This is a genomic window from Streptomyces sp. NPDC000345 (assembly GCF_042898825.1).
Taxonomy (GTDB): Bacteria; Actinomycetota; Actinomycetes; order Streptomycetales; family Streptomycetaceae; genus Streptomyces.
Map to the genome: position 1 here is coordinate 91,039 of NZ_JBIAZE010000015.1, position 18,678 is coordinate 109,716.

At 69.8% G+C, this 18,678-nt stretch carries 18 protein-coding genes and 2 pseudogenes; 12 read left to right on the plus strand and 8 right to left on the minus strand.

The genetic code is table 11. The annotated features are described in order from the left end of the window. Positions 1-115: 115 nt before the first annotated feature. The gene (locus ACFY30_RS30355) at positions 116-418 is read right to left on the minus strand and encodes a heavy-metal-associated domain-containing protein (protein ID WP_390848340.1); all 303 of its coding nucleotides are present in this window, start codon (positions 416-418) and stop codon (positions 116-118) included. 188 nt (positions 419-606) lie between these two features. Next, entirely contained in the window at positions 607-1,506 is a 900-nt protein-coding gene (locus ACFY30_RS30360) for a DUF5134 domain-containing protein (protein ID WP_390848341.1), read from the minus strand. Positions 1,507-3,116: 1,610 nt separating this feature from the next. Here ACFY30_RS30360 and ACFY30_RS30365 point away from each other — a divergent pair. Next, positions 3,117-4,271 (plus strand): PLP-dependent cysteine synthase family protein, encoded by a 1,155-nt coding sequence (locus ACFY30_RS30365; RefSeq protein WP_390848342.1) that lies wholly within the window; start codon positions 3,117-3,119, stop codon positions 4,269-4,271. Next, positions 4,268-5,563, plus strand: a complete 1,296-nt coding sequence (locus ACFY30_RS30370) for an MFS transporter (protein WP_390848343.1) — start codon at positions 4,268-4,270, stop codon at positions 5,561-5,563. The genes ACFY30_RS30365 and ACFY30_RS30370 overlap by 4 nt, the downstream gene beginning before the upstream one ends. 163 nt (positions 5,564-5,726) lie before the next feature. On the opposite strand, the pseudogene ACFY30_RS30375 reads toward ACFY30_RS30370, so the two are convergent. Continuing rightward, positions 5,727-6,133, minus strand: a pseudogene (locus ACFY30_RS30375) (four-helix bundle copper-binding protein). A gap of 166 nt (positions 6,134-6,299) precedes the next feature. After that, positions 6,300-6,836 (minus strand): DUF4396 domain-containing protein, encoded by a 537-nt coding sequence (locus ACFY30_RS30380; protein ID WP_390848344.1) that lies wholly within the window; start codon positions 6,834-6,836, stop codon positions 6,300-6,302. Between the two features lie 209 nt (positions 6,837-7,045). On the opposite strand from ACFY30_RS30380, the pseudogene ACFY30_RS30385 reads away from it, so the two are divergent. Further along, positions 7,046-7,232: pseudogene (locus ACFY30_RS30385) on the plus strand (hypothetical protein); the annotation flags it as partial. Positions 7,233-7,559: 327 nt separating this feature from the next. Here the strand turns inward: ACFY30_RS30385 and ACFY30_RS30390 are convergent. The 3 genes from ACFY30_RS30390 to ACFY30_RS30400 all read right to left on the minus strand — a co-directional run bounded on the left by ACFY30_RS30390 (position 7,560) and on the right by ACFY30_RS30400 (position 12,992). Further along, positions 7,560-9,188 (minus strand): multicopper oxidase family protein, encoded by a 1,629-nt coding sequence (locus ACFY30_RS30390; RefSeq protein WP_390848345.1) that lies wholly within the window; start codon positions 9,186-9,188, stop codon positions 7,560-7,562. Positions 9,189-9,855: 667 nt separating this feature from the next. Next, a complete protein-coding gene (locus ACFY30_RS30395) occupies positions 9,856-10,188 on the minus strand; it encodes a metal-sensitive transcriptional regulator (protein ID WP_390848346.1) in 333 nt (110 codons plus the stop codon). Next, on the minus strand, positions 10,185-12,992 hold the full coding sequence (locus ACFY30_RS30400) for a heavy metal translocating P-type ATPase (RefSeq protein ID WP_390848347.1): 2,808 nt from the start codon (positions 12,990-12,992) through the stop codon (positions 10,185-10,187). The genes ACFY30_RS30395 and ACFY30_RS30400 overlap by 4 nt, the downstream gene beginning before the upstream one ends. A gap of 212 nt (positions 12,993-13,204) precedes the next feature. On the opposite strand from ACFY30_RS30400, the gene ACFY30_RS30405 reads away from it, so the two are divergent. From ACFY30_RS30405 to ACFY30_RS30445, 9 genes are all read left to right on the plus strand, one after another. After that, positions 13,205-13,468, plus strand: coding sequence for an SHOCT domain-containing protein (locus ACFY30_RS30405; protein ID WP_390848348.1), 264 nt, complete (start codon positions 13,205-13,207; stop codon positions 13,466-13,468). A gap of 52 nt (positions 13,469-13,520) precedes the next feature. Further along, the gene (locus ACFY30_RS30410) at positions 13,521-13,778 is read left to right on the plus strand and encodes a DUF2933 domain-containing protein (protein ID WP_390848349.1); all 258 of its coding nucleotides are present in this window, start codon (positions 13,521-13,523) and stop codon (positions 13,776-13,778) included. A 29-nt stretch (positions 13,779-13,807) separates the two neighbouring features. Then, positions 13,808-14,095: a hypothetical protein gene (locus ACFY30_RS30415; protein ID WP_390848350.1), complete on the plus strand. Its 288-nt coding sequence runs from the start codon at positions 13,808-13,810 to the stop codon at positions 14,093-14,095. Beyond that, positions 14,088-14,819: a methyltransferase family protein gene (locus tag ACFY30_RS30420; protein WP_390848351.1), complete on the plus strand. Its 732-nt coding sequence runs from the start codon at positions 14,088-14,090 to the stop codon at positions 14,817-14,819. Before ACFY30_RS30415 ends, ACFY30_RS30420 begins: the two co-directional genes overlap by 8 nt. A 190-nt stretch (positions 14,820-15,009) precedes the next feature. Next, positions 15,010-15,786: a PspA/IM30 family protein gene (locus tag ACFY30_RS30425; protein WP_390848352.1), complete on the plus strand. Its 777-nt coding sequence runs from the start codon at positions 15,010-15,012 to the stop codon at positions 15,784-15,786. Beyond that, on the plus strand, positions 15,783-16,061 hold the full coding sequence (locus ACFY30_RS30430; protein ID WP_390848353.1) for a hypothetical protein: 279 nt from the start codon (positions 15,783-15,785) through the stop codon (positions 16,059-16,061). Before ACFY30_RS30425 ends, ACFY30_RS30430 begins: the two co-directional genes overlap by 4 nt. Before the next feature lie 5 nt (positions 16,062-16,066). After that, a complete protein-coding gene (htpX, locus tag ACFY30_RS30435; protein ID WP_390848441.1) occupies positions 16,067-16,981 on the plus strand; it encodes a zinc metalloprotease HtpX in 915 nt (304 codons plus the stop codon). Between the two features lie 17 nt (positions 16,982-16,998). After that, the gene (locus ACFY30_RS30440) at positions 16,999-17,577 is read left to right on the plus strand and encodes a hypothetical protein (RefSeq protein WP_390848354.1); all 579 of its coding nucleotides are present in this window, start codon (positions 16,999-17,001) and stop codon (positions 17,575-17,577) included. 37 nt (positions 17,578-17,614) lie between these two features. After that, complete coding sequence (locus ACFY30_RS30445; RefSeq protein ID WP_390848355.1) at positions 17,615-18,292, plus strand: ATP-binding cassette domain-containing protein; 678 nt, start codon at positions 17,615-17,617, stop codon at positions 18,290-18,292. Here the strand turns inward: ACFY30_RS30445 and ACFY30_RS30450 are convergent. Continuing rightward, positions 18,255-18,644 (minus strand): hypothetical protein, encoded by a 390-nt coding sequence (locus tag ACFY30_RS30450; protein ID WP_390848356.1) that lies wholly within the window; start codon positions 18,642-18,644, stop codon positions 18,255-18,257. The two genes, ACFY30_RS30445 and ACFY30_RS30450, sit on opposite strands and share 38 nt — an antisense overlap. Between the last annotated feature and the right edge of the window lie 34 nt (positions 18,645-18,678).

Consider the following 18,678-nt stretch of genomic DNA (forward strand, 5'->3'; position numbering starts at 1 on the left):
TGTCTCCTACGGGAGGCCGGGACGCACAGCGTCCGTATCAGCGGAGCGGTACGTCCCGGCGCGGGAGTGAATTCGCGTCGTGCGTATCTACGGGGGAAGCGACCCAGGGGCTGCGTCAGGCGCGGCCGACGAGCTCGTAGCCGGCCTCGTCGACAGCGGCGCGGACGGCCTCCTCGTCGAGCGGGGCGGCGGAGGTGACGGTGACCTCGCCCGTCTTGGCGACCGCCTTGACCGCGCTGACACCGGCCAGGGCGGATATTTCCTGAGAGACCGCGCCTTCGCAGTGGCCGCAGGTCATGCCGGACACCTTGTAGACGGTGGTGACGCCGAGGCTCTGTACCTCGGTGGTGGTGTCGGAGCCACAGGAACCGCCGGACCCGCAGCAGGAGCCGGTGCTGGTGTTCGTCTGGGAGGTCATGAGTGCTTCCTCGGGGTGTGGATGCGTGGGACCGCTGTCGGGAGGACCTGGTTACCGGTCGTCCCGATGATGAGAACACTATACCCCCCTGGGGTATTCAAACCTTGTGATGCGGCCCACTCTGAACCCGAGCTCGGAAGCTCCCGTATCGCTAGGTTCCTTAATGGATCTCGATAACTCGCTGCTCCTCACACGACCATCAGCAGCAGCATCGCCGACATGGTCCCGCCCATTCCGATGTGGGCGGCGAGGGCCGCCTCGGGGGTGGCGCCGAGCCTGCGGCGCCGGCCGTGACGCCCTCGCTCCGCCGTGCGGGCCCTGTCCCACACCGAGACCGCCAGTGATGTCAGGAAGACCACGACTGTGTCCGGCATGCTCAGCAGCCAGCGGCTCCAGCCGCGACGCCGACCGCCCGTGACGCTGTTCCTGCCGGTGCCGCGAACGCGCGCCCAGACGGACGCGGCGATCGAGAGCAGGAAGTAGACGGCAAGCGCTGCTATCACGAAACGCCAGACGGAAGTCGAGGATCCGGCGGCGTCGACGGTGGCGGCATGGGCTGTCGTGCCGGACGAGCCCATCCCCGGCATGGGCTCCACGCCTCCCGTGTGGTCCATGCCTCCGGTGTGGTCCATGCCCTCCATTCCTGCTGTGTGCTGCTGGTCCGTCGTGTTGTCCGTGCCTGCCATCCCCGGCATGCCGGCCATGGAGTGTCCGCCGCCCAGCGCGAGCACCGGCCCGGACGGCGTGCTCGTCATGGCCAGCGTCATGATCACCATGCCGAGACTGCCCACGACGAGGTGCACCCAGTGGCGGCCCTGCTTCCACCCGGACTCGCGCGTCTGCCGGACGGCCAGCGTGATGCCGCCGAGACCGAGAAGCCCGAACGCCGCCGCCCACCACATGCCGTACCCGGCGTACCAGGCGGCCGTCGCGGGCAGGGTCATGGCGGCCATGCACAGTCCCATCAGCAGGTCCCCGCCGGCCGCGAAACGTGCTTCGCCATCGGTGGTCAGCATCCGGACCGCGCTGACGGCGGCCACCAGGGCGGCGATTGTCGCCATGCCCCAGCTCAGTGCCAGATTTCCCATCTTCGCCCTTCCATCATCTGCTATTCCTCTTAGTACGTGACGCGGTGGAGGGGTGCTCAAGGGAAGGGGGCCTCGGGTCGCGGGCGAGACCGCCGGATGCGCGGCTCGGCATCCCGACGGCCTCTCCCGACCCTTACCCCCATGGGGTACGTAGTCGGACTGTTCGAGGACACGGTCGTGAACGGCAACGGGTGCTGCGCCGCAACGTGGACTGCGGGGGGACTCGGCGCAAGGCCAGCGCTTCGGAACGACGCGGCGAGAGCCCACTACGGCGTCGCCGAAGCAAACAGGCCATCCGCATGGCTGATTGACTCGACATTTCCGGGGAGTCGGTGGATCAACGTCGTTGAGCCGTTAGTATCACGGCATGATTACGGCTTGGTCGCCCCGGTGTATCGCGCGGGACCGCGTGTCTGCCGGGCTGCCGCGTGTACTGGCCCTTGCCGTAGTGCTCTTCGGTGTCCTCTTCGCTCACGGGGTGCACGTCGAGGGCATCAGGGGGCACCTGTCGACCAGCGCCGCAGCCGTCCTGGCGGACCTGACCGAGACAGAACACGGAGCCAAGGGAGAAATAGCCCCCTTTGCTGTCGTGGCGACGGACGGCAACGATGACGGGCATGGTTCGCCACACCCTGTCGAGCATTGCGCTTCCGGACAGCCTCAACAGGGAACAACAGCGGCGGCTCCCTGCTTTGCCGTGTCGGTTCGCGAACCGGTCACTGCCGTCCGTTCCACTGTGAAGCCGGGTCCTTCCGGTGCCGAACTCCACGGGGCGTCGGCGGAGGCCATGAGAGCTTCCGTGGTCCAGCAGGTCTAGGAACCGCAGAGTCCTCCCACTCGGCCGTTCCGCCACCACCCCCCTCCACGCTGGACGGGCAGCTGGGGTGGCTCGGCCGGTGCCTGCCCGAAGAGACCAACCGGTGTTCCCGAGGAGTGCCCGAGGCGACTCGCATCCCGGTCAGGTTCGTCGACGCCGTCCTTCCCCCACCACCCATGCCCGCCGGCTTCCCTCCTCCTGTCTTGAGGGCGCCGGACGCACGGAGGACCTGTGCCACCCCATTCCCATACGGTCTTGCACGCCCGGAGCGCTCCGAGCGGCTCGTTGGGGCCGCGCCAAATCGTCACCCTGATCCATGGCGTCCTGCTGCTGGCGATCATCCTGTGCGTCGTAGGGCACGGCGGGACCGCCGGACAACACCACAGGTTGATGCCCGAGGCCGTTGCTGCTTCGGCGGTGGCGTCGGGCGGGGCGCAGCCGCATGCGCCGCACGATGCCCACGAGTGCGCGTCGGATGCGGTCGTCCGCACGACGGCCCCAACGTTGGAGCAGCCAGTCGCCGATGTGGACGCTCCGGCGGTCATGGTTGCCGGTGTTGCTGCCCTGGGGCGTCCGCTTGTCCTTGACGCAGCGCGCAGACGGCGACGACCACGTAGCGGCCGGGCGGCGCTTGTTCGTACGTCCCGGTGGCGCATCTAGATCTCTCGCCCCGCAGTCGGCACGGCCGGCTGCCGCGTCCTGACGGTGCCGAGCGCGGACCAAGGTCCGGGCCGGTCGCCGTGGCGCGTGATGAATCACCCCCCACCGTGCATTCATCGAGCGAGAGCGAAGCATGCAGTCACTCACGTCACTGACGAAGAACCCCCTCCCCTCCGGCCAGTCCGCACTGTCGGCGCTGGTCGGGAACACGCCGCTGCTGCGCGTGTCGGAGCCGCTCGCTCCGGCCGGGCGCGGTTTCTGGGCCAAGCTGGAGGGCTTCAACCCCGGCGGCATCAAGGACCGTCCGGGGCTCCACATGGTCGAGCGGGCCCGGGCCCGGGGCGATCTGCGGCCTGGCGGACGGATCATCGAATCCACCAGCGGAACGCTGGGGCTGGGGCTCGCACTGGCCGGCATGGTCTACGGCCATCCGGTCACCCTGGTCACCGACCCGGGGCTGGAGTTGTCCATGACCCGGTTGCTGACCGCGTACGGCGCTCAGGTCAACGTTGTCTCCGAGCCCCATCCCGCGGGCGGCTGGCAGCAGGCCCGCCGCGAGCGCGTGCAGCGACTGGTGGAGCAGCACACTGGTTCCTGGTGCCCGGACCAGTACAACAACCCGGACAACGTCGCGGCCTACACCCCGCTCGCCTTGGAACTCGCCTCCGAAATGGGCCACATCGACGTGCTGGTGTGCAGCGTCGGCACCGGCGGCCACTCCGCGGGCGTCTCCCGGGTTCTGCGGCAGCTCTACCCGGAAGTGACGGTCGTCGGGGTGGACACGATCGGCTCGACGATCTTCGGCCAGCCCGCCCGGCCCCGCCTGATGCGTGGCCTGGGCTCCAGCATCTACCCGCGCAACGTCGCCTACGAGAACTTCTCCGAGGTGCACTGGGTGGCCCCGCACGAGGCGGTGTCGACCTGCCGCCAGCTCGCCGCCTCCCACTACGCCACCGGCGGCTGGAGCGTGGGCGCGGTCGCCCTGGTGGCCGGCTGGTTCGCCCGCACGATGCCCGCGGATGCCCGCATCGCGGCGATCTTCCCCGACGGCCCCCAGCGCTACCTGGGCACCGTGTACGACGACGACTACTGCGCCGCGCACGGTCTGCTGGACGCGCCTCCTGCCCCCGAGCCGGACGTGATCGGCCGCCTGGACGAGAAGGAAGTCACTCGCTGGACCCGGTGCACCGCCGTGGTCGATCCCCTCACCCTTCAGGACACGCAGCAGGACGTCACCCTGGACGAGGACACGAGGGCCGCCTCCGACTCCCCGGAGGCGGACCGGTGAAGGGGCTGTTCACGCAGGTCCGCTCGTACGAGCGCAGCGTCCAGTTGCTGATGGTCAATCAGTTCACCATCAACCTCGGCTTCTACATGCTGATGCCCTATCTGGCGGCCCACCTCTCCGGCACCCTCGGGCTGGCCGGCTGGGTCGTCGGACTCGTCCTCGGCGTACGCAACTTCAGCCAGCAGGGCATGTTCCTGGTCGGCGGGACGCTCGCCGACCGGCTCAGCTACAAGCCGATGATCGTGGCCGGGTGTGTGCTGCGCACCGTCGGCTTCGCAACGCTCGGGCTGGTGGACTCGCTGGCCGCGCTGCTCGCCGCCTCGGCGGCGACGGGACTGGCCGGGGCGCTGTTCAACCCGGCGGTACGGGCCTACCTCGCGGCAGACGCGGGGGAGCGCAGGGTCGAGGCGTTCGCACTGTTCAACGTCTTCTACCAGGCCGGGATCCTGCTCGGCCCCTTGGCGGGAATGGTGCTCACCGGAGTGGACTTCCGCGTCACCTGCCTGGTGTCAGCCGGAATCTTCGGCCTGCTCAGCATCGTCCAGATCCGCGCATTGCCGGCCCGGCGCAAGGACGGGGGGCAGGAGCGGGGTGGAACGCGCGAGAGCGTGCTCGCCCAGTGGCGGGGCATCCTCGCCAACCGGCCATTCCTGCTCTTCTCCGCCGCCATGATCGGCTCGTACGTCCTCACCTTCCAGGTCTACCTGTCCCTGCCGCTGGAAGTGCGACGGCTGGGCGGCGACGGGGAGTTCGGGACCGCTGCCGTGGCGGTGCTCTTCGCGGTGTCCGGGCTGAGCACCATCCTCGGCCAGACGAGGGTCACCGCCTGGTGCAAGGCCCGCTACGAGCCCGGCCAGGCACTCGTGAGGGGGCTTGCGGCGACGGGCCTGGCGTTTGTGCCCCTGCTGCTCGCCACCGCCGTGCCCGTACCCGAGTCCGGCGCGGGACTGTGGCTGCTCGCAGCGTTGCCGCCGACGCTCGCCGCACTACTACTGGCGGTGGGCACGATGATCACCTATCCCTTCGAGATGGACACCATCGTCCGACTCTCCGGTGACCGGCTCGTCGCCACCCACTACGGGCTCTACAACACCATCTGCGGCGTCGGCATCACGCTCGGGAACCTGCTCACCGGCGCCGCACTCGACGCGGCCCGCGCTGCCGGGATGCCGGCGCTGCCGTGGATCGCGCTGACCGCGCTCGGCCTTGCCTGCGCGGCGGCGCTGTACGGCCTGCACGCCGCGGGCCGTCTGAGGGATCCGGTTCCCAAGCAGCAGCCCGCCACGGTTTGATACCGGCCCGTAGATGACGCCGGGGCGGTCACCTATGCGCCTGCCCCGGTTGGGGTCTTGCCCGACGCCCGCCTCCCCTGGTGCACCGTCGTGCGATGAGTCGTGGAGGCGGGACGGTCGCCGGATCGTTGTTCCGGCGACCCTGTCGGCCTTGACCGGTTGGTCAGCCGAGGGCCTGGATGAGGTCGTTGCACGCCTGCTCGCAGGAGCGGCACGCTTCGGCGCACAGACGGCAGTGCTCGTGCATGTCGGCGTGCGCGGAGCACTCGTCGGCGCAGGCTTTGCAGGCGGTGGCGCGCGCGGTGAGGATCGCGCGGTGATGTTGGCGTCGTAGCCGGTGTGCCGGGACAGTACGGACGCGGTGGCGTTGCAGATGTCGGCGCAGTCCATGTCGGTGCGGATGCACTTGGTGAGTTCGCCGACCATGCCCTCGGACAGGCAGGCGTCCGCGCACGCCGTACACGCCTGGGCGCAGGCGATGCACTCCTCGATGCGGCGGGTGCGCTTGTCGCGGTCGACCTGGCCCAGGTCGGCCGGATAGGTGGCGAGCATGTCCTTGACCGATGCCATAACCGGTCGCCTCCTCCCAATCGGTGCCGGAGGGCGACGGGCCGGGACGGCCGCGCCTCTCCCTCTCGCAGCCCATCCCGAGTTGGCCCCGGGCGGAGGCACAAACTCGAACGGGGCACCCCTGTTCCGTCAGGGGCGCCCCGATCGCACGGGCCTGTGAGGTGCGTCAGTGGTGGGCGTGGACCACGGCGTGGCCCTTGCCGCGGCCGATCATCCACTTGTTGACCGGCGTGGTGATCAGGAAGGCGACCGCGAACCCGCCGAGCAGGGCCGACCAGAACAGTCCGTCGGACAGGTGAGCGTCCAGCGCGCCCGGCGTGAGGGCAACGATCGCGTTGTCGACCAGCTCCATCACGGCGATCGAGACGGTGTCGGCGGCCAGCGCCACCTTGATCGCAGACTTGAGGTCCAGGCCGGCCCGGATCACCGCGAACAGGGTGAACGAGTAGCCGAAGAGGAACGCCAGCGCAATCGCCAGGACCATGGTGGGCACGTTGCCCCACAACAGCGCGGTGCCGATCACCATGCCGAGGATCTCGCCGATGGCGCACCCGGTCAGGCAGTGCAGCGTCGCCTTCACCGCCGTGCCCCAGGACGCCCCCGCATGGGCACCGTGGTGAGTCGGGTGGTCGGCGTGCGCATTGCCTTCGTGCAGGGCGTGGTCGTGCGAGCTGTCGTGAGCGGTGTGGTCCATGACCTTCATCCCTATTCCAGTGAGGTGTGGTTCCCGTTCCGGTGCCCAACCACGTCGAACCATATACCCCTGGGGGGTATATGGCCAAGCTGGCTTCCCGGGCCAGTGGAGCACGGGCCACATGCAGCGGGAGTCGGTGGATGGGCTGACGGCAGCAGTGCGCAAGCCCAAATGAGCGGCCGCCGACCGGATGACGACAGTGAGCTTGGAGACCGTCCGTCTACGTGGCCGATGCCGGCGACCACGACGCTCTCCTCGACGCGCACGGCGAGTTCGGAGAAGTGGCGGACCTGGTCGGATGAGACAACCCACGCCATCCACGAGTCGCAGACTCTGCGCATCGAGCGCGTCCACGAAATCCAGGCCCACGAGACCGCGTGGACCGGAGCCGCCTACGAGACGCCCTGGCTGCCTCCTTGGCCCGATAGGGCTCCTCATGATCGATGAGGGCCAGGATCAGGACGTTGTCGGCGGCGACGGTCCAGTCGACTGCCTCCAGGCCCATGAGAGCGACGCGGGCCTGGGGGCCGGCCAGGACGGCTGTCACGGCGCCGGGATGAGTGGGGTGGGACCTCTGCGTTGTGGTAGGTGGCGGCGCCTCTTCACCGGCAGGCGTTCCAACCGAGCGAAGAAGCCACCGGTGGTCCACTCGCCACCCCTACGTCGGCCCTCGGCCGGCTTGCCGCCAGCCGGTCCGCCCGGGCGGACCCGGGCGGCCCGCGGTACGTCGGATCAGCCTTGGTAACCGACCAGGGCCATCATCCCTGCCTCGCCGTGGTAGGCGTTGTGGCAGTGCAGCATCCACTGCCCCGGGTTGTCCGCGTCGAAGAAGACCGACAGCTTCTTCTTCGGCAGGACGATCGCGGTGTCCTTGCGTGGGCCGTTGCCGCCGATCTGGTAAGTGTGGCCGTGCAGGTGCATGGGGTGCCACATGGTGGTGGTGTTGACGAAGTCCAGCCGCACCCGCTGGCCTTCCTCGACCGTGATCGGGTTCGCGGTCGGGTTGTTCATGTCGAACCGCTTGCCGTTGATGGCCCAGTTGTACGTCATCATGCCGCCGGTCAGCTCGATACGGTGGACCTGATCTGCCTTCTTCGACGGGAGCCGCACGTCGTCCGCCGCGCGCAGCTGCGGGGCGGACGTGATCATTCCGTCCAGTTCCTTCGGGCGGGTCGTCGGCTTCGGCGCACCGCCCGAGCCTGTGCGGACCAGAGCCATGCCGGTGGCGTTCTTGCCTTCCGCCAGTGCGACGAGAGGGAAGACGCCGTCGTCCAGGGTGACGAGGGCGTCGTAGCGTTCGCCCATGCCGATCAGCACGGCGTCGACCTGCTGGTGCCGGATCGGGAATCCGTCGGTGTGGGTGAGGGTGAGCCTGTGGCCGCCGAGTGCGACGCGGTAGGCGGTGTCACCGCCGGCGTTGATCAGGCGCAGTCGGACCCGCTTGCCGGGCTTGGTGCGGAAGACCTCCGGGTCGGCCGGAACACGGCCGTTGACCAGGTGGTAGGGGTACTTCACGTCGCCGGCGTCGCCCCCGAGCAGCGGGCTCCGGGCTCCCATCAGCATGAATTTCATCGACATGCCGCCACTGGAGGACGGGGACGGTGAGCTGCTCGTCGCGCCCGTGCCGCTGCCCATGTCCATCCCGCCCATGTCTCCCATGTCGTGGCCCTGGTGGCCGGAGGAGCTGGACGTGCTGCCGGAGCCGTTGCCCATGTTCATCCCGCCCATGCCCTGCCTCAGCTCGGCGAAGGCTTCGTCCGGGGTGCCGGTGACGCCGTCGAGCCAGTCGTCGAGGACGATCACCCACTCCTCGTCGTACGACAGCGGCTCCCTCGGGTCCTCCACGATCAAGGGGGCGTACAGGCCCCGGTCGAGCTGGACGCCGACGTGCGGGTGGAAGAAGTAGGTGCCGGGGGCGTCCGCGGTGAACCGGTAGGTGAAGTTGCGTCCTGCCCGGACGGCGGTCTGGGTGGCCGGCGGTGCGCCGTCCATGTCGTTGCGCAGGGCGATGCCGTGCCAGTGGATGGAGGTGGTGGTCTGGTCGGGCAGCTGGTTGGACAGTGTGGCGGCGAGGGTGGCACCGGCCGAGACGCGCAGTTCCTTGCCCGGGGTCTGGCCGCTGAAGGCCCAGGTCCTGGCCGTGATCCCGGCCCCCAGGTCTACCTTGGCCTGTGCTGCGGTCAGAGTCAGTCCGTGTGTCCTGCCGGTCCTGCTGCGCTTTTTGTCGGCAGCGGCGACGGCCGATCCGGAGGGGCTGATCAGGGCGGGCGTGCTGCTGGAGCTGCTGCAGGCGGCGAGCGCGCCCGCGCCCGCGACGCCGAGCCCGGCCAGCAGGACGGAGCGGCGGTTCATGCTGTTCACAGAGGGTGTCCTTGTCTCGATATCGCTGTAGTTCGGTCGCGTGGGCATGGCTGAGCGCGGGTGTGGACGCGCGCAGCCGTGGGTGCGGCCTACAGCAGCAATCGAGAGAGAACCGAAAGATCGGGTGGGGCTCGGCCGGTCGTTCCCGGGACATCCCGGCCGGCGGCTGCTCTGGGGTGGAGGGCCGGAGCCCAGCCGGTGGAGGGCTGGTGGGGAGGCGCGAGCTTCAGGCTGTCGACGCCGGCGGCGGAGCAGTGCTGCCATGCCGTGCCGGAGCATGCCCCGTCATCGTGGGTCATAGTCGAGGCCGCGGCGCTGGGCGGCTCGATGTGCCCGTTCGCGTGCAGGAGCACGGCCGACGGGGGCGAGTGGTGCATGCCCGCGAGGCTGCTCGTGTCCGGGACCTCCGTTGGCGCCACGTGAGTGATGGCCGCGGCCGTTTCGTGATGGACGAGAACGGCAAGCACCGTCACCAGCGCGATGACGGCAGCCTGTGTCCACCGGAGCACGGCGCCGTGAGTGGCGCCTCCTCGGTGAGCGACTGTCGCCATGGGTTCCATCCGTGCTCGAGCTGAAACGGCCGTCTCCGTCAATATACCCGGGTGGGGTAATTCGACGCGGTACTCACCCGCGGTGATGGCAAGACGCAGTGCCCACCGCAGGGTGGCTAGAGACGCAGTGCGCGGCGCAAGGTGTCGCTGAATTCTGCGAACTTCTCCTCGGCTTGGGCGGGGTCGGTGCGGGCGGCGTCGGTGACGCAGCCGCGTACGTGGTCGTCGAGGAGGCCGAGGGCGACTTCCTGCAGGGCGCGGCCGGCGGCGCTGATCTGGGTGAGGACGTCGATGCAGTAGCGGTCGTCGGTGACCATGCGGGAGATGCCGCGTATCTGGCCTTCGATTTTGTTCAGGCGGGCCAGGTGGTCGGCCTTGTGGTCGGCGTAACCGGGCGCCGGGGTGTGCCGTTCGTGGGCGTGGCCACGGGCGGCCGGAGCGGTGGTCATCGGTGTTCACCTCCCTCGTCGCGCGTACTGCCGGACGTGGGGGCCATGTAGCGGCCCGGGTCGGCGTCGAACGCGGTAGCGCAGTGGGCGGAGCAGAAGTAGTAGGTCCCGCGCTCGGTCTGCCGGTGTTCGGCGGCGGTGGTCGTGTCCACGTGCATGCCGCACACCGGGTCCGTGACCATGGTGTCGCCGCCGTGGGAGGCGGGGTGGTGTCCGGGGTCCGCCGCGGCATCCGTGCTGTCGGCCGGGGCCCGGTCTGAGGCGGACTCGACCCGGGGCTGCACGCAGGCCGGGTGTGCCTCGGGCAGGGGCTGGGTGTGCCAGCGGCGCAGCCGGGAGGCGTTGGTGACGACCGACAGCGAGCTGAGCGCCATGGCCGCGGCGGCGATGATCGGACTGAGCCGCAGGCCCCACAGCGGGTACAGGGCGCCCGCGGCGAGCGGGATCCCGACGGCGTTGTAGACCAGGGCGAAGAACAGGTTCTGCCGGATGTTGCGCATCGTGGCCCGCGACAACTGGATGGCCGTGACAACTCCGCCGAGGGAGCCGGAGATCAGGGTGATGTCGGCCGCCTCGATGGCCACGTCGGTGCCGGTGCCGATGGCCAGGCCGACGTCGGCGGCGGCCAGGGCGGGGGCGTCGTTGATGCCGTCGCCGACCATGCCGACGGTGCGGCCCTCGCCCTGCAGGCGGCGGATCTCATCCGCCTTGTGCTCGGGCAACACCTCGGCCAGCACCCGGTCCACGCCCACCTGGGCGGCGATCGCCGCGGCGGTGCGGGCGTTGTCTCCGGTGATGATGACGACGTCGATGCCGAGGCGCTGGAGGGCGGCGATGGCGGCGGTGGAGTCGTCCTTGACGGTGTCGGCGACGGCGAGGACGCCTGCGGGGCGTCCGTCGACGGCCGCGAGCACGGGGGTCTTGCCCTCGGCCGACAGATTGGCCGCGACGGCGGCCATCGCGGTGGTGTCGATGCCGACGTCACCCAGCAGCCGGCCGGAGCCGACCAGGACGGCGCGTCCGTCGACGGTTGCCTGCACGCCCTTGCCGGTGACCGAGTCGAAGCCGGTCGCCGCGGACGGGCGGATGCCGCGGTCGCGGACGCCGGTGACGATGGCCTGGGCGAGCGGGTGTTCGCTGTCGGTCTCGGCCGTGCCCACCAGGCGCAGCAGTTCGGATTCGTCGAACCCCTCGGCGGTGTGGACGTCGGTGAGGACGGGCTTGCCCTCGGTCACGGTGCCGGTCTTGTCCAGGACCACGGTGTCCAGCTTGTGCGCGGTTTCCAGGGCTTCGGCGGAGCGGATCAGGATGCCGGCCTGGGCGCCTTTGCCGGTGCCGACCATGACCGACAGCGGAGTGGCTAGCCCCAGCGCGCAGGGGCAGGCGATGATCAGTACCGCGACCCCGGAGACCAGCGCCAACGTCAGAGCAGGGGACGGGCCCAGGGTGAACCAGACGGCGAAGGTGCCGATCGCGATGGCGATGACCGCGGGCACGAAGTATGCCGACACGGCGTCGGCGAGCCGCTGGATGGGGGCCTTGGATGCCTGGGCCTGCTGCACGAGGCGGATGATCTGGGCGAGCATCGTGTCGGAGCCGACCTTGGCCGCCCGTACCCGCAGGGACCCGGTGCCGTTGACGGTGGCCCCGATGACGGCGTCCCCACTGTGCTTGGTGACGGGCATCGGCTCGCCGGTGACCATCGACTCGTCCACCGCCGAAGAACCCGAGAGAACCTCGGCGTCGACCGGGATCTTCTCGCCGGGCCGGATGACGATCTCGTCCCCGACCACGACGTCCTCGACGGGAATCTCGGACTCGGCCCCGTCGCGCACCACCCGTGCGGTACGGGCCTGCAGACCCAGCAGGGCACGGATGGCCTCGCCGGTGCCGGCCTTCGCGCGGGCCTCCAGCAGCCGTCCGAGCAGGATCAGGGTCAGGATGACGCCGACGGCCTCGTAGTAGACCTCCCGCAGGTCCTCGGGCAGCAGGCCGGGGGCGAGGGTGACCAGCAGGCTGTAGCCGTAGGCGGCGCTGGTGCCGAGGGCGATCAGGGAATTCATGTCGGCGGCCCGGTGGCGCAGGGTCAGCCAGCCCGTCACGTGGATCGGCCACCCGGTGTAGAACATCACCGGCGTGATCAGCGCCAGCTGCAGCCGGTGGTTCAGCATCCAGCCGGGCACCCAGTCCGCGCCGAAGAGTTCGTGCGCCATCACGGCGAACAGCACCGGAGCGGTGAGCACCGCGCCCGTCAGCACCCTGCGGGTGAGGTCCTTGATCTCCGCCTGCCGCTCGGCGGCGTCCGCGGCCTCCGCCTCGGCCGCCGTCCGTTCCTCACCTGGCGGCGGCCCGCCGGTCGCGGCAGCAGGGGCAGCAGGAGGCGCGGCCGTGGCGCCGGCGCCGTTCCCGGCGGGCGGTGCGGTGCCTTCCGCGGGTTCGACGAGCAGCGTGCCGTGGATCATGTTCATGCCGCAGGCGAAGCCGAAGGTGCCCGGCCGGTCCGGGCTCAGCCGCACGGTGGTGCGGGTATGGGCGGGCAGCCCCGCGCCGACCTTGAGATCGGGAAAGACCACACGGGCGGTGCACTCGCCGGCCTCCTGCCGGTCGAAGACCAGCTCCACCGGCGTGCCCTGGCGGACCTTGATCACGTCGGGACTGTAGCCGCCCCGTACGGTCACCTCCACCCGCTGCACGCCGTCTTCCAGCCGGGCGGCACCGGCCCGGCGCGGCCCGAAAAAGTACCACCCCAGCACAGCGACCATTACGGCCGAGGCCAGAACCACAACGACGTCGACGGCACTCATGAACTCGCTCGCCTCCCACTTCAGTCCACGTCCAGCCTGCGACCGGCTACCCCTGCCGGGTAGGGGCTGCACGGTCCACTGGTCCTGGACCGTCCGGCCCCAGACAGCCTCCCGTGCAGGGGAACAATGGAGGTGAGGGCGGCAACCCGCCCAAGCGACGGGCTCCGCCGCCCGTACCAGCCGCCGAACAAAGCCGAAGCAGGTGAGTGGCGATGATGTTCTGGTACGACCACGATGTCAGCGGGTGGGGCTGGTTCGGGATGTCGGTCGGCATGGTCCTCTTCTGGGCGCTGATCATCACAGCCCTTGTCCTGGTCTTCCGTGCCGCCAACCGGCCCCACGAACACACCCACACCCCCGCCGCACCCACACCCCAGCAGATCCTCGAAGAGCGGTTCGCCCGCGGTGAGATCGACGAGGAGGAGTACCGGCGCCGCGTGGCCGCGCTCCATGCCGGCCCTCTCACCAAACCCTGAACACCGGCCGCACACCGTTGCGGCCTCTGCCCTCCGCTGAAGGAGGCCCGTGATGCACGACAACAAGCGCAACTACGGCATGTACGCTCTCGCCGCCGCGATCGTCGTCGTCGCAGCACTCGTCGTCGGCGCGTCCCTGCAAAGCCTGGTCTGGCTCGCCCTCGTCGCCGCCTGTCCGCTGATGATGTTCTTCATGATGAAGAGCATGCACGGCCAGGGCATGCACGACGGTCGCGATCAACACCGCGACGACCAGGACGAAGACCCGCTGCGCAAGCACGACCACCACACCGGTCCCGGGCGGCCCTGACCGCCCCGGCCCGGCAGGGGGTGAGCACCATGGCCGCTGTGATCGCCTCGATGGTCGGGGCGCTGATCCTGGCAGGCATCGGATACGACATCGCCCGCCTGATCACCCCCGACGAGGCGCGCCGCCCGCCGCTGGCCCGCCTGCGCGGACGACGCGCCGCGCTGGAGGAAGCCGAACGGTGGCTTGTGGGCCTGCGCCTTCACAACCGTGTCGACGCGGCCACCTACCAGCGCCGCATGAGCACCCTCGCCCGCGGACAGCGCCGCACCACCACCGGACCGGCCAACCGCAACGCCGCAGGAGGGCGTCATGGCTGACGCGGCATACGGCCTGTGGCCGCTCGTGATCCTCAACACCCTGCTCTTCGTGGTGTTCGCCGCCAGCTTCTTCCACCCCAAGAGCAAGCGGGACTGGCGTGCGATGGGCGCCTACGGCGCATTCCTGGTGGCGCTGTTCACCGAGATGTACGGCACCCCGCTGACCATCTGTCTGCTGGGCAGCTGGCTCGGCTCCCAGTTCCCGCTGCTGAAGGACACCCACGCAGGCGGGCATCTGTGGAACGACCTGACCGGTTGGTCCGGTGACCCGCACCTGAGTCCCTTCCACCTGGCCAGCTACGTCGCGATCGGCACCGGGTTCTGGCTGATCGCCGCCGCCTGGAAACGCCTGCACGAGGCCGCCCAGCATGACGAACTCGCCACCACCGGCCCGTATGCGTGGGTGCGCCACCCGCAGTACGACGGCTTCCTGCTCATCATGATCGGGTTCCTGCTGCAGTGGCCGACCATCCCCACTCTGTTCATGTTCCCGGTCCTGGTGTACGTGTACGTACGCCTGGCCCGCAACGAGGAACGCGAGGTCGCAGGGGAGTTCGGCGAGCAGTGGGACGCCTACGCCGCCCGCACCCCGGCGTTCTTTCCGCGCCACCGCCCCCTCCGCAACACCACGCCCCCACCGGGCCCCCACGCCGCATCCGGGCAGGAGCGGCAGCCGTCGCACATGGCCGGCTCCTCCCAGTCCCACACCGGGAGGATGCCGTGACCGGCCCGCGGCAGGCGTCGGCCCGGGGCGGGTGGAGCTGCCGGGCCGGGAGTGTGCCCGGACAATGGATGAACCATGGTCGGGGCTGTGACCTGCGGCGGGGGAGGCTGTCGCACACGTGCCCGCAGACGGCCCGGCCACTCTCTCCCGCATCACCCACCATCCGAGAGGCGAGAGGAAGGCGGTCGTCATGACCAGCATCACTCACCGTATCGCCGCCCTGTTCCGGATCAAGGCCAACAAGGCACTGGACCGGGCCGAGGACCCACGCGAAGTCCTGGACTACTCCTACGAACAGCAGCTTCAGATGCTGCAGAAGGTACGGCGTGGCGTTGCCGATGTCGCGACCAGCCGCAAGCGCGTCGACCTGCAGGTGAACCAGTTGCAGCAGTCCACGGGCAAGCTGCAGGACCAGGCACAGCAGGCGCTCGCGGCCGGTCGTGAGGACCTGGCCCGCGAGGCGCTCACCCGCCGAACGGCCGTGACCTCGCAGATCACCGACCTGCAGACCCAGCAGGCGTCGCTGCAGGACCAGGAGGAGAAGCTCACCCTCGCCTCGCAGCGCCTGCAGGCGAAAGTCGACAGCTTCCGCACCCGCAAGGAGACGATCAAGGCCACCTACACCGCGGCCGAGGCCCAGACCCGGATCACCGAGGCCGTCACCGGCATCGGCGAGGAGATGGGTGATGTCGGCCTGGCCATGCAGCGCGCCCAGGACAAGACCGAGCAGATGCAGGCCCGTGCCGGTGCGCTGGACGAACTGCTCGCCTCCGGCGCGCTGGAGGACGCCACCCTGCCCGCCGGCCGTGACGACATCCAGGCCGAACTGGAGCGCGTCACCACAGCCGGCGACGTGGACAAGGAACTGGCCATGATGAAGGCGCAGCTCCCGGCGGCTTCCACCCCGCCGGCCGTGGAGGGCGGCGGGGCCAGGCAGGCACCGCCGGACCAGGAGGCAACGTCATGATCATGAGGATTCTCGGCGAAGGCCAGTACGAGATCACCGAAGAGCACCTGGACCGGCTCAACGAGCTGGACGCGGCGCTGCAGTCGGCCGCGGACGCGGACGACGAGACCGCGTTCACCGCCGCCCTGTCAGACCTGCTGGACGCGGTACGCAGCCTGGGCACACCACTACCGGACGAAAGGATCACACCGTCCGATCTGGTGCTGCCCGATGCGGACACCAGCCTCACGCAGGTGCGCGAACTGCTCTCCGACGAGGGCCTGATCCCGGGGTGATGACGATGCGCAGCCGTTTCGAGCCAGACCGGCAGCTGACCGCCCGCATGGCGGTCACGATGTTCCTGCTCGGGCTGGTGTACGTGGCGTTCATCGCCGCGCTGATCGTGCTGCTCAAGTCCGTCGTCCTGGTGGTCGTCATCGCCGCCGCCCTGCTGGTCGCGCAGTTCTGGTTCTCCGACCGGATCGCCCTGTACGCCATGCACGGCCACCTCGTCAGCCGCGAGGAACAACCCGAGCTCCACGGCGTCATCGACCGGCTGTGCGCCACCGCGGACATGCCCAAACCCCGGGTGGCCGTCTCCGAGATGGACCTGCCCAACGCGTTCGCCACCGGCCGCAACGCCGACCACGCCGTCGTCTGCGTGACCACCGGGCTACTGCGCCGCCTGGAGACCGATGAACTGGAAGGCGTCCTCGCCCACGAGCTCTCCCATGTCGCACATCGCGACGTCGCGGTGATCACCATCGCCTCGTTCCTGGGCGTGATCGCCGGGCTCATCGTCCGCTTCGCCTTCTACTCCCAGCTGTTCGGCGGACGCAACCGCGACCAGAACACCGCCGCCCTGCTCGCGCTCGTCATGGCGGTCTCCGCGCTCGTCTACGCCCTCAGCTTCCTGCTCATTCGGGCACTGTCCCGCTACCGCGAGCTGGCCGCCGACCGCGCCGCGGCCATGCTGACCGGGAAACCCTCCGTACTGGCCTCGGCGCTGACCAAGGTCAGCGGCGACATCGCCCGCATTCCCACCCAGGATCTGCGCACCGCCCAGGCGTTCAACGCGTTCTTCTTCACCCCCGCCCTCGGCCCCGGCACGGCGGTGGCCAATCTGTTCTCCACCCACCCCAGCCTGGAACGCCGCCTCGAAGCCCTCGCGGAGATCTCCGCCGAACTGGGCGAACCGGGCAGCCGGACGCCATGAGAAGGAGCTGAGACCCCGTGGGCTTCCTGGATTCCCTGCTCGGCCGGTCCAGGCCGGTCAAACCCGATCTGGACCAGCTCTTCGGCCTGCCCTCCGCGGCGATCACGCTGCAGGCAGCCATCGGCTTCACCCCCACCGGCGCGGGCTCGGTGTGCTTCGCCTCCATCGAGGGCGGGGCGTTCGCCCAAGTCCAGCAGGAGGTACGGGCCCTGCTGGACGCCGACTCCGAACGGGCGGGTATGCCCGTGGAGTTCAGCCGTGACGACTACGGGTACTCATGGCTGCTCTCCCGCCGCGACCCCGACAGCCTGCCCTCGCTGGTGAGCGACCTGCACGCGGTGAACACCGCCCTGCAGGACAGCGGCTTCGGCCCCCAACTCCTGTGCTCCCTGGTCTCCTTCCGCGATGCCGAGCTGCGCCCCCTGGCACTGGTCTACCTCTACAAGCGCGGCACCTTCTACCCCTTCGCTCCGCTGCCCGGGCAGAAACGCGACAACCCGCTGGAACTCCAGGTCAAGGCAGTGATCAAGGACGACCTGCGCATCGAACAGGACCTGAGCCGCTGGTTCCCCTTGTGGGGCGCCCCTGGCCTGTGAAGGGTCGGCGACGTCATCCCGTATGGGGAGGTGGCACGTGGCAGCAGTGGGCGCCCGTCGTGACGACAGGGCACCTGGCGACCGGGCTGTGCTGGCGGCGGCCGGGATGGAGAAGACCTACCGGCGCGGTGTGTGGCCCGCCCAGCGGCGGGTGCGGGTTCTGCACGGCGTTGACTTGGCGCTCGCCCCTTGCGAGGTGGTCGGCCTGGTCGGGGAGAACGGGTCCGGCAAGAGCACCCTGATGAAGATCCTGGTGGGGGCCCTGTCCTCCGACGCCGGTACGGTGACCCGCAGCGGGCGGCTGGGCTACTGCCCGCAGGAGCCGGTCGTCTACGAACGCCTCACCTGCGACGAGCACTTCGAACTGTTCGGCCGCGCCTACGGTCTGCCCCCGGAGGCGGAGCGCAACTCACGCCGGGACATCTACGCCTTCCTGGGCTTCGAACGCTACGCCGCCACCCGGGCCGACCTCATCTCCGGCGGGACCCTGTCCAAGCTGAACCTGGGCCTGGCGCTGCTGGCCGACCCCGAGGTGCTGCTGCTGGACGAGCCCTATGCCGGCTTCGACTTCGACACCTACCTGAAATTCTGGGAGCTGGTCGGCGAACGCCGCGAGGCGGGACGCTCAGTACTGATCATCAGTCACTTCGTCACCGACGAAGAACGCTTTGACCGCATCATCGAACTGCGCGACGGACGGGCCGTGCCGAGATGACGACCCTGTTGTTCACGCGCAGCTTTCTGGCCGAGGCCGCCCGCACCCCGGTGAACCTGCTGGTGCTCATCCTGGTGCCGGTGGTGTTCGTCGTGGTCGCCGCCCGCCCACTGGCGGACGCGGCCGAACTGCTCGGCGGCCCCGGCGGGCCGGCGGTGCAGACCGCCACGGCCGGCTGGGCCGCGGGGTTCATCGCCGCGATCGCCATGTACTTCCAGATCCGCGCCGCCCGCGCCGCCGACCGCCGCTTGGTCCTGGCCGGGCTCGCCCCCTCACGGCTGGTGGCGGCCCGCATGGCCACCGGCCTGGCCCTGGCGCTGATCGCCACAGCGGCGGCCCTGCTGGCCCTCACGGCGCGGACCGGTACCGGTGACGATCCGGGGCGG